This is a genomic window from Vibrio glycogenivorans, assembly GCF_051660965.1.
In the GTDB taxonomy this organism is placed as follows: Bacteria; Pseudomonadota; Gammaproteobacteria; order Enterobacterales; family Vibrionaceae; genus Vibrio.
Map to the genome: position 1 here is coordinate 241987 of NZ_JBPVIS010000007.1, position 11350 is coordinate 253336.

General features: G+C 39.0%; 9 protein-coding genes. All 9 read left to right on the top strand.

Translation table 11 applies throughout. The features are described 5' to 3' along the window. Positions 1–14 precede the first annotated feature (14 nt). The 9 genes from ACSTTG_RS15575 to ACSTTG_RS15615 all read left to right on the top strand — a co-directional run bounded on the left by ACSTTG_RS15575 (position 15) and on the right by ACSTTG_RS15615 (position 10425). Positions 15–1169 carry a glycosyltransferase gene (locus tag ACSTTG_RS15575; protein ID WP_438475471.1) on the top strand — a complete coding sequence of 385 codons (1155 nt, stop codon included), beginning with the start codon at positions 15–17 and terminating at the stop codon, positions 1167–1169. Next, positions 1162–2673 (top strand): lipopolysaccharide biosynthesis protein, encoded by a 1512-nt coding sequence (locus ACSTTG_RS15580; protein WP_438475472.1) that lies wholly within the window; start codon positions 1162–1164, stop codon positions 2671–2673. Before ACSTTG_RS15575 ends, ACSTTG_RS15580 begins: the two co-directional genes overlap by 8 nt. 244 nt (positions 2674–2917) lie before the next feature. Beyond that, positions 2918–3955 (top strand): polysaccharide biosynthesis protein, encoded by a 1038-nt coding sequence (locus ACSTTG_RS15585; protein ID WP_438475473.1) that lies wholly within the window; start codon positions 2918–2920, stop codon positions 3953–3955. Further along, complete coding sequence (gene wbjC, locus ACSTTG_RS15590) at positions 3956–5059, top strand: UDP-2-acetamido-2,6-beta-L-arabino-hexul-4-ose reductase (protein WP_438475474.1); 1104 nt, start codon at positions 3956–3958, stop codon at positions 5057–5059. Between the two features lie 29 nt (positions 5060–5088). Beyond that, positions 5089–6219, top strand: coding sequence for a non-hydrolyzing UDP-N-acetylglucosamine 2-epimerase (gene wecB, locus ACSTTG_RS15595; RefSeq protein WP_438475475.1), 1131 nt, complete (start codon positions 5089–5091; stop codon positions 6217–6219). A 23-nt stretch (positions 6220–6242) separates the two neighbouring features. Continuing rightward, positions 6243–7385, top strand: coding sequence for a glycosyltransferase family 4 protein (locus ACSTTG_RS15600; protein WP_438475476.1), 1143 nt, complete (start codon positions 6243–6245; stop codon positions 7383–7385). A gap of 459 nt (positions 7386–7844) precedes the next feature. Continuing rightward, positions 7845–8012, top strand: a complete 168-nt coding sequence (locus ACSTTG_RS15605) for a hypothetical protein (protein ID WP_438475477.1) — start codon at positions 7845–7847, stop codon at positions 8010–8012. A gap of 190 nt (positions 8013–8202) precedes the next feature. Continuing rightward, positions 8203–9369, top strand: a complete 1167-nt coding sequence (locus ACSTTG_RS15610) for a nucleotide sugar dehydrogenase (RefSeq protein ID WP_438475478.1) — start codon at positions 8203–8205, stop codon at positions 9367–9369. A 51-nt stretch (positions 9370–9420) separates the two neighbouring features. Next, positions 9421–10425 carry an NAD-dependent epimerase gene (locus tag ACSTTG_RS15615; protein ID WP_438475479.1) on the top strand — a complete coding sequence of 335 codons (1005 nt, stop codon included), beginning with the start codon at positions 9421–9423 and terminating at the stop codon, positions 10423–10425. Positions 10426–11350 lie beyond the last annotated feature (925 nt).

Consider the following 11350-nt stretch of genomic DNA (forward strand, 5'->3'; position numbering starts at 1 on the left):
AGAGAGAATAAACAGTGAAGAAGTCTATTATTTTTCATTACTCGATATTGAACATGGGTGGAGCTGAGCGTTCAATTATAAGGCTGGCCAGTTATTTAGCTGATAAAGGATGGGATGTAGAGATAGTTTGTAATTCGAAAGGAGGTGCACTAGATTCCAGTGTGGATAAACGAGTTAAGCTGTCATTTTTGAGAAATGGTCAATATGGCGTCGAGTTTAAAAAAGCAAAAGGAATTTTTAATAAGCTGATAAATTTTGGTGACCTTATTCGGTATGTACTTGCTCGTACTCTACAGGTTTTTAAGGAGTTTCAATATAGAAATAAATACTATGATGTAGCGGTAGTTTCACTTCACGGGTTATCACCAAGATTTTGCTGTAGTGTTGTCAATAGTAGAAAAGTACTACATTGGATAAGAAATGATTTATCAGTTTGTGATAAAGATAATAAAAGCCAAAGTCAGATAAGACAATATCAAAATAGTACTTCAGCTTATATTTGCGTATCACAAACGGCTAAAGATTCGTTCGACAGTGTTTTCCCAAACTTATCAGATAAATCACATGTAGTGTATAATATACTGTCGCCTGAAAAAATGATAGTGAGATATAGTGAACCTTGCATCATACCTTGTTTCAACAATGGTGGTAAAACAGTAGTTTCAGTATGTAGGCTTGATGATAAATCAAAGGCTATATTCAGGATGTTAGAAGCACACAAAAGACTAATAAGTCAGGGCTACCATTTTACATGGTATATAATAGGTGATGGCCCAGACAGAAATGCTTTGATGAAAAAAATTGATGAATATGGTCTAAAAACAACCTTTGTGTTACTCGGAAAAGTTGATAATCCTTTTCCTTATTATAGGCTCTGCAGCTTTGTGGCAGTGACTTCCTATTATGAGGGGCTTTGTGGAGTTGTAAATGAAGCAAAAATAAGTGGTAAGGCTGTCTTGGCTACATTAGTTTCCGGCGTTAATGAACAATTAATAGATAGAGTGAGTGGATTGATAGTCAATAACGATCTTGATTCTATCATCTCGGGCTTTAAGGAGTTGTTAACGTCAGAGGATTTAGTTAACCAATTGGCTAGCGAACCTCTTAATGAAAATATTTTAAATGATAATTTCAAGTATGAAAAACTAGTTCGGATTATTAATGAATAATGATAGAAAATTTGGTGTTATAATAGGATATTTTACAATATTTGCTAATGCACTGATTACTTTATTTTCTACTCCATATCTTGTAAAGGGCCTTGGCGTGCATGATTATGGGGTCTTGATTCTGTTGATGACTGTAATATCATATCTAACTGTTTTCGATTTAGGCATTTCAGATGCACTGATACGTTTTTTTAGGCAAGGCAGAACCGATGCAAAATATCAAACCTTGCTCTTTGATAACATGGTTTTCTTGTACTCTTTGTTATCTTTACTTTTGATTGTTTCTATATGCGTCGTTTACTCTGGAATTGGGCGCTGGTTGTTTATAGATTTGAGTGGCTCTGAACTTTATTTGGTAAAACGGTCGTTCATAATGTGCGGAATTGTTGGTGTGATAACCCTGTTATGCAGCCCTTTCAACGCATATCTTGTATCTAACGAAAAATTTCTTTTTCTAAAACTGTCGGAATTAATTGGCTCTCTCTCTATAGTGATAATAAATGTTTTATTGGTTTATCTCGGTTATGGCGTTGAGCAAGTTTTTTTATCAACTGTAACAATATCACTCATATTATTACTTAGTAAGCCTACCTACGCCATCTTAAGAACAAATATCGCTATTGGGTTATCGAGTAAGAGTATCAACGCTTCTCTGGTTAAAGATGTGGGGATATATGCTGCCCCTATCTTTCTAGGTGTTGTTGCTTCGCAAATTTACATGAAGTTGGACAACTTTTTAATAGCTGAGTTCATTGATGTGAAAAGTGTATCGATATACGCTGTAGGGTTAATGTTCTATAGATACTTAATGTCTTTGGCAACTAATGTATCAAAAGTGTTTACGCCTAAGCTAATAGCAGATGTTGACAAAAATTTGGGCTCGAGCTATTTAACGGAGAATCTGATAAATGTTGCTAGAATCCAATTTATTGCAGTTTATTTTTTACTTTCTACTCTAGTTGTTTTTGGTTATGACTTTATTCACCTTTGGCTAGGTCCAGATTTTCTTGATTCTTACACGGTATTACTATTTGTTCTGATACCTTGTTCTTTTGACCTGATTGGCAACTCAAGAAATACTTTTATGCAAGTTAGTGGTCTATACTGGTATCGTGTCTGTTTTCAACTGTTTTGCGCTATTTCTAATGTTGTTGTTACTATTATACTAATGCCTTACTACGGTGTTGCTGGGGCTGCTTTTAGTACAGGCTTGTTTAGTCTTATCTGTTACATCTATGTGAATGTTATTCTATGCAATAAACGTATAATTAACCCATTCCGATTCCATGTCGGTGTTTATAGAAGAGTATTATTAATTACTATATTGTTGTCTATTCAAAGTTTTATTCTTCTTCCATCCACGATTATTTCCTGGAATGAATTTATAGCTAAATGTTTCCTTCATTTGATATTTCTATCTTTTTTAATTTGGTTTGTATATTTGAATGATAAAGAGAGAAGCACATGCTCAGGTATGGCTTTTAAACTCAATAGGATGAGCTAAATATAATATCAATTTTCCTTGAGTGATTTTTATGCTCATCCTTATAGGAAGGTATTTATCACCAAGATCTGTGTTTTTGTGAATTTATCGAAATGAATGTGCTCTGAGAATTATTCAATGTAGTTGATTGCTCCAGCTAGCGCTTGAGCCTAGTTTTATTTTTACTTTAGCTTTAATGAATTTTGTTTTTGCTGTTTAAATATGAGCTGTGGGCTATGAGTTTTTGTTTTAATTAAGGTTTGTTATGTTTAAAAATAAAGTTCTTCTAATTACCGGTGGGACAGGGTCATTCGGTAACGCGGTCCTAGACCGCTTTCTTGAAACAAATATTGCAGAAATCCGTATTTTTTCACGAGATGAAAAGAAACAAGATGATATGCGAAAAAAGTACAACTCACCTAAGTTGAAGTTTTATATTGGTGACGTTCGAGACTATCAAAGTGTTAACAATGCAATGCGTGGTGTTGATTACATTTATCATGCTGCTGCTCTAAAGCAAGTCCCGTCATGTGAATTTTATCCTTTAGAAGCTGTAAAAACAAACGTTATTGGGACCGAGAACGTTCTAGAGGCTGCTATACAAAATAAAGTTGAACGGGTAGTTTGCCTGAGTACCGACAAGGCGGTTTATCCAATCAATGCTATGGGTATTTCAAAAGCAATGATGGAAAAAGTTATTGTGGCAAAGAGTAGAAACCTTGAGCACACTAATACAACGATTTGTGCTACTCGTTACGGCAACGTGATGGCATCTCGAGGATCTGTAATTCCTCTATTTGTTCGACAAATATTTAGTGGTGATCCCATCACTATTACAGACCCAAATATGACGCGCTTCATGATGACGCTCGATGATGCTGTTGATCTTGTTATTCATGCCTTTAGAAACGGCACTAACGGAGATATCTTCGTTCAAAAAGCACCAGCAGCTACTATTGAAACACTCGTAAACGCACTTTTAAATGTGACGGATAGGCCTAACCACCCTATCAATGTTATTGGAACTCGTCATGGAGAAAAACTGTATGAAGCTCTTTGTAGTCGTGAAGAGATGTTTGTCGCTCAAGATCAAGGCCAGTACTATCGTATCCCTTCGGATAATCGTGATTTAAACTATTCGAAATTCAATGAAGAAGGTGAGAAAGACCTATCTGAAATTGAGGATTATAATTCTCACAATACCCACCGATTGAATACTGATTGCATGGTTGAACTGTTGCGAAAATTGAGTTTTATCCGCGATGTTGAAGCGGGGAGCACTGCGGTGCCGGAGGGCGTGTAAATGAACATTGTAGTTACAGGTGCCCATGGTTTTATTGGCAAGAACCTGTGTGTGATGTTAGCAGATAGTGGGTATAATTCTATTATTCAGATAGACAGTGATTCCACGCTAGACACGATTAAACATGCGCTATCGATTGCTGATTTTGTTTTTCATCTTGCTGGTATCAATCGTCCACAGGACGAGTCTGAGTTCAAAAAGGGTAACACTGACTTTACAGAATTTTTGGTGAGCGAGCTTAAAGCCAATGGGCGCAATACTCCCATTATGCTGAGCTCCTCTATCCAAGCGAGTTTGGACAACCCTTATGGTGCAAGTAAAGCTCAAGCAGAGGCTTTAGTTTCAGAGTACAGTAAAAAGGCGAATGCAAAAGTCTTCATTTATCGCTTCCCAAATGTTTTTGGAAAATGGTGTCGCCCAAATTACAACTCATTCGTAGCGACATTCTGCCACAACATCGTGAATAACATTGAGATCAATATTCATAATCGAAGTGCGCCAGTAACTTTGGTGTACATTGATGATGTCTGTCATGAACTGATCGCTTTGCTTGAAAATTCTGGCGAGAGCGGTTTTAGAGAAGTCTCAGTTGAGTATAAAACGACCGTGGGTGAGGTTGCTGACTTGCTAATGGCCTTCAACGAAAGCCGAGACACTCTTGTGACCGAGCATGTTGGAAGTGGCCTTCCTCGAGCACTGTATTCTACCTACTTGAGTTACTTTGAGCCATCCAAGTTCCATTACACCTTACCGAAACATGAGGATGAGCGTGGAGTATTCTGCGAAATGCTAAAGACTAAAGAGTCAGGGCAGTTTTCAGTTTTTACAGCACACAAAGGCATCACTCGTGGCGGCCATTATCATCACTCTAAGAACGAGAAATTTTTGGTGATAAAAGGGGAAGCCTTATTTAAGTTCCAGCACGTGGTTACCGGAGAGCGTTATGAACTGGTTGTCGCTTCTGGGGAAGCAACTGTTGTTGAAACGGTTCCTGGTTGGAGCCACGACATAACTAATATTGGTGAAGAAGAACTAATTGTCATGCTCTGGGCGAATGAGATATTCGACAGAAAAGCACCCGACACAATCGTAAAGCCACTATAATAGGAATTATAATAGGAATTATAATAGGAATGAAAAAGTTAAAAGTCATGTCGGTTGTGGGCACTCGTCCCGAGATTATCCGATTGTCACGAGTATTGGCCAAATTGGATGAGTATTGTGAGCATATCTTGGTGCATACGGGACAAAACTACGATTATGAGCTGAACGAAGTATTCTTTAAAGACCTCAATGTTCGTAAGCCAGATTACTTTCTAAATGCCGCGGGAAAGAATGCGGCAGAAACAATCGGTCAGGTTATTATCAAAGTTGACCAAGTACTAGAAGAAGTGGCCCCAAGTGCAATGTTGGTGCTGGGTGATACGAACTCGTGCATTTCAGCGATTCCAGCAAAACGTCGCAAAATACCTATCTTTCATATGGAGGCGGGAAACCGCTGTTTCGACCAAAGAGTTCCAGAAGAAACTAATCGCAAGATCGTTGATCATACCGCAGATATAAATCTTACCTACAGTACGATTGCACGTGATTATCTGATCGCTGAAGGTTTACCTGCTGATCGTGTTATCAAGACTGGTAGTCCTATGTTTGAAGTGCTCCACTATTATATGCCTCAGATTGACAGCTCGGATATACTTACCCGCCTAAATTTAGCGAAAGAGCAGTTCTTTGTGGTGAGTGCTCACCGAGAAGAAAATGTCGACTCCCCTAAACAACTCGCTAAATTAGCAGAGAGCTTGAATACAGTTGCTGAACATTTTGGCTTGCCCGTTATTGTTTCAACTCATCCTCGGACTAGAAATAGAATAGAGGCTCAAGGTATTCAGTTTCACGAAAATATTAAACTGTTGAAACCTTTAGGTTTTCATGATTATAACCATCTTCAGAAAAACGCAAAGGCCGTGCTTTCAGATAGTGGGACAATAAACGAAGAGTCTTCGATCATGAACTTCCCGAGCTTGAATTTGAGAGATGCTCATGAGCGCCCGGAAGGCATGGAAGAAGCCGCAGTAATGATGGTGGGCTTAGAAGTTGAGCGTATCATGCAGGGGTTACAGATACTTGATAGTCAACCAAGTGGTGAGGAACGCCTGCTAAGAAGAGTAGGCGACTATAGTATGCCAAATGTATCTGACAAGGTTGTTCGTATTATTCACTCATACACAGACTACGTTCGCCGTGTAGTCTGGAAGGAATATTAGTAAGTACTAACTTTGGGGATTGTATGAAATTGGAGCATGTTGTGTATTTGGGGCCTTTTTCTTTTCCTGAGGGAGGGGCTGCTGCTAGAAGGATATTAGGTGTAGCTAAGTCCCTAATGTTATCGGGTAAGAAAGTTACGATAGTTTCAGGGCAAAATAAATCTGATTATGCACATGAAACATTTGATGGTATTGATGTTATTTCAATTGGAGAGCGCACGGCAGAGAAATTTCCTAAAATAATCAAACATCTTGTTTATTTTGGCATGGGTAGGAAAACAATTTCTTGGCTAGATTCTTTGGAGGAGAAGCCGACATATATCATCTTATATAGTGGATATAGTCCTTATTTGCTCAGGTTGAATTCTTGGTGTAGGAAAAATAATGTTAAGTTGATTTTTGATGCTGTGGAATGGTATCAAGCTGAAAGTTTAATTAAGCACTGTTTCATGCCTTATTATCTTAATGTAGAGTTAGCAATGCGCAAACTTATACCGAAGGTTGGTAACGTTATTGCTATTAGTAATTATCTAAAAAGTTACTATGAGTCGAAAGGATGTAATGTTGTTAGGGTTCCACCAACGTTGGATATACCAGAGATTAACAATTTTTATAAGCCTTATGATTCTATCAAGTTTGTTTATTGCGGTTCACCGGGTAAGAAAGATTTGTTGTGGAAGGTGATTAATGTCTTAAGTGATATAAGAAACCTTGGTTATAAGTTTGAATATCATATAGCAGGGTTAAGCCTAGAAGATGCAAAGCTTATTTACGGTGGTGATTTGAGTTTTTGTTTTTTTCATGGGAGCCTAAGCTTTGAGAAGGTGCAAAAGTTAATCAGGGAGTGTCACTATACCATCTTGTTTAGACCTAATAATAAGGTTTCAAAAGCTGGTTTTCCAACAAAAGTTGTTGAAAGTATGGCGAATGGTGTCCCGGTAATAACAAATAACACAAGTGATCTTTCAGGTATAGTCTCCGATGGTGTCAACGGATATATATTTGATGGCTTTTCTGAAAGAGAGATAAAAGCTAAGTTAATTGCCATTTTGGGTGTTGTATATAATAGTACTATGCCAAAATTAGCATATGAAACTGCAAGGCAACAATTTTCAGCTTCGAGCTATAGTAAAAGTATAAATGATTTTTTAATTCGATGTAAATGAAGGATGAAAGATTCAGTATTATTTGCTCTAGGTCTGTAGTTAATTTTAAAGCTTTGACTAGTCATTATCTTTGCTTAATGATAAATCTCTATTTATTCATCTGTCAAGTTGTATAGGTAATAGATGTCTTTGTTATGGTTGTAGTAAGGGTGTTTATTTAGCATGGATAAAGAGATGATTGTTGAAGTTACTTTTTGTTGTGAATGTCGATTGGTTTTTCATTTCCTATCTTTTACCCATAGCTTTAGAGGTAATAAAAAATGGCTATGAGGTAAACCTAGCTTGTGGTGATACAGGCAGTTATTTTCTATAGAAGACAGGTTACTGGCGGAATCAGAGTTTGATATTGATGATATTGATGATATTGTTAGTATTCATATGGTTTGATATAAAAAGTGTTGTTTTATGAGGGGCTACAGGTTTTATTGGGCGGAATTAATATCGGAAATTGAACGCATAATGACCGCGCATGAGGTGCATATTCCGTTGGGTGAGTATCAAACACCGCTTGATAAGCTGGATGTCGATTGTCATCAAATGCAGTATGAAAAGTTCCGTGAGCTTTTGTTACATGCGCCCACGGTCTTCGCACCAACAGATAGCATTGGTGACTTGCTGGGCTTATAGCCAAGAGTCACAAGAACCAGAGCAAGACATTGTGGTCAATCTAGTTGGATAGCCAGCCATAATAGCAACAAGATGCCTTTGTTATCTCGTTGCACTTATTTGACACTGATTCAAAATAGATTATTGAGTAATCAGTCATGCGAGTTGATTGGTATAATTCTGATTTAATTATAATTTAAAGAGAAAAATAATGAAAATTGCTATAGCTGGCACAGGTTACGTTGGCTTATCAAATGCGATGTTACTCGCACAAAACCACGAAGTGATTGCCGTAGACATTATCGAAGAGAAGGTCACATTGTTGAATGATAATCAGTCACCAATTGTTGATACAGAAATCTCTGATTTTCTGGCTAACAAGACGCTGGACTTTACTGCGACGCTGGACAAAGAACTCGCTTATAAAGAAGCCGAGTATGTTGTGATTGCAACCCCGACGGATTACGACCCACAAACTAACTACTTTAATACCAATTCAGTCGAAGCGGTCATAAAAGATGTCATGGCTATTAACCCTAACGCGGTGATGGTCATCAAATCCACCGTGCCTGTTGGTTATACCAAGCGCATCAGTGAAGAGCTTGGTTGTGACAATCTCCTCTTCTCTCCTGAGTTCCTGCGCGAAGGTCGCGCACTTTACGATAACTTGCACCCGTCACGCATCATTGTTGGTGAGCGATCTGAGCGGGCGAAAGTATTTGCAGATTTGCTGCTTGAAGGTGCGCGAGAGAAAGACGTGCAAGTTCTGTTTACTGGTTCGACGGAAGCTGAAGCGGTTAAGCTGTTCTCTAACACTTACCTTGCACTGCGTGTCGCGTACTTTAACGAGCTTGATAGTTATGCTGAAACTCATGGTCTGAATGCGCGTCAAATTATCGAGGGTGTGGGTTTAGACCCGCGTATCGGCAGTCATTACAATAACCCATCGTTCGGCTATGGCGGCTACTGTCTTCCAAAAGATACCAAACAGCTTCGTGCAAACTATGAAGATGTACCGAATGAAATCATTGGTGCAATTGTCGATGCTAACCGCACACGTAAAGATTTTGTTGCCGATTCCATCATCAGTAGTAAACCAAAACGAGTTGGTATCTATCGCTTAATCATGAAATCTGGCTCAGATAACTTCCGCGCCTCGAGTATTCAAGGTGTGATGAAGCGCATCAAGGCAAAGGGGATTGAAGTTGTTGTTTATGAGCCTGTACTGGAAGAAAAAGAGTTTTTCCATTCACTTGTTATACAAGATCTAGACGAGTTTAAGGCCAGCTGTGATGTGATTGTATCGAATCGCATGGTCGATGAAATTCGTGATGTTGAAGACAAGGTCTACACCCGCGATCTTTTTGGTAATGATTAAGGCTTGAGTGGCTGGTCTCTAGATTAGCCTCGAGAAAGAGATGATAGTTCTATGAAATATTTGGTTACCGGTGCTGCCGGGTTTATTGGCAGCGCGACGGTTGAAAAGCTGACGGCAATTGGACACGAGGTTATAGGAATTGATAACGTTAACGATTATTATGATGTTAACCTTAAGCATGCACGCCTAAAACGTATCGCGCACGATCAGTTTCGTTTTATCGAGATGGATATTGCCGACCGAGATGCCGTGGCAGCGCTGTTTTCAGGCGAGCAGTTTGAGCGTGTTATTCACCTTGCGGCTCAGGCCGGGGTGCGATACTCGATTGAAAATCCGCATGCCTATGCTGATTCTAACCTGGTGGGTCACCTGAATATTCTTGAAGGGTGCCGCCAGTCCAAAATCAAACACTTGATATACGCGTCTTCAAGCTCGGTTTATGGCCTGAATGCAAAAGTGCCATTCGCAACAAGCGATAGTGTGGACCACCCAGTGTCACTCTACGCGGCGACTAAAAAGTCGAATGAGTTGATGTCGCACAGCTATTCACATCTTTACGATATTCCTACTACGGGTTTGCGCTTCTTTACCGTCTATGGTTCATGGGGACGCCCAGACATGGCGCCGTTTATTTTCACTAAGAAGATCTTGGATGGCGATACGATTGATATTAACAACAACGGTGAAATGTGGCGTGACTTTACTCATGTTGATGACATTGTTGAAGGGATTGTCCGAATCGCAGACGTCATGCCAACTCGCACAACGGATTGGACAGTAGAGAGTGGTACCCCGGCTTCAAGCTCTGCTCCTTATGCAGTTTACAACATTGGTCATGGCTCTCCGATTAAACTGATGGACTTTGTCAGCGCGATTGAAAATGAGTTGGATATCGAAGCGAAGAAGAACTTCCGTGAAATGCAACCTGGTGATGTTTATCAGACTTACGCTGATACACAAGACTTGTTTGAGGCGACTGGCTATAAGCCGAAAGTCGGTGTTAAGGAAGGAGTAGCGGAATTCATCGTTTGGTATAAAAAATTTTACAGCAAGTAATAGCTTCAATTAATTCGCCGAGATGTTGGTTTACCCACCTAAAATAAAAAACAGGATGGCTATAAATTTTCATCTCCATTGCCACAAGGAAGTTTTGATGCTTTACAGTTCGATAGATTAGCTGTTTAGTGGGGTGGTAATTATGGATCTGTTTATAGTTTTTTGACTATAGTCCCCTTGATGTCAAATTTATATTTTTTACTTGGCTTTTTATCCTCCGCAATTTTGCTCGAGCTTGTTTTTTCATGGAGGTGATGTGACTCAAAGAGTCGGTTATATATTTACACGTTTCCCTTGTCACTTAACTTTCCCTGCGGTTAGCCTTAGGTGAGCTTTCATTCTGTTCTTTTTATGGGGTGATGATGTTCAATTGGTAGATTATTTAATCTACTTTTTGTGAATTATCTCAACTGATTTAATGTGGTGGCTTATATTGAGTTTGTTTTTAATGTAATGTTGGTTAGCATTTTGCTTAGTGCAATTTATTTGTATTCTTCAAATACTCATACCCATAAAATCGGTAACGTATCAAGCTCAGATGCTTAAGCGATCAACACGGTCATATCAAATCGTGCTAGTGGAGGGGCTGCTTACCTAGAGTCTCTCACTATATCGGGCCCTTTGGGTATGATACTCCAATTACTCCTTAGAGTTACATACTTCATATTATCCTCATTTATTTGGGATGTGAGGAGTGCTTCCCGCGCTCTAGGTGTGCTCGATGACTCAGTGTATTTGTTCTTCACTTTTTATTATTTAGACGTCGTAAGCAAATATCTCTCGATACGCTCTGCTAAGCCTTTACTTCTCACATTGTTACTGTTGGTTGTCGTGTTTTTATTTTGGACCTCCAATTTTGGCACAGCGATGCGACATCGAGCTAAAATTTTGTATATATCTTTCTGCTAAACGCTCCATTTGCCTT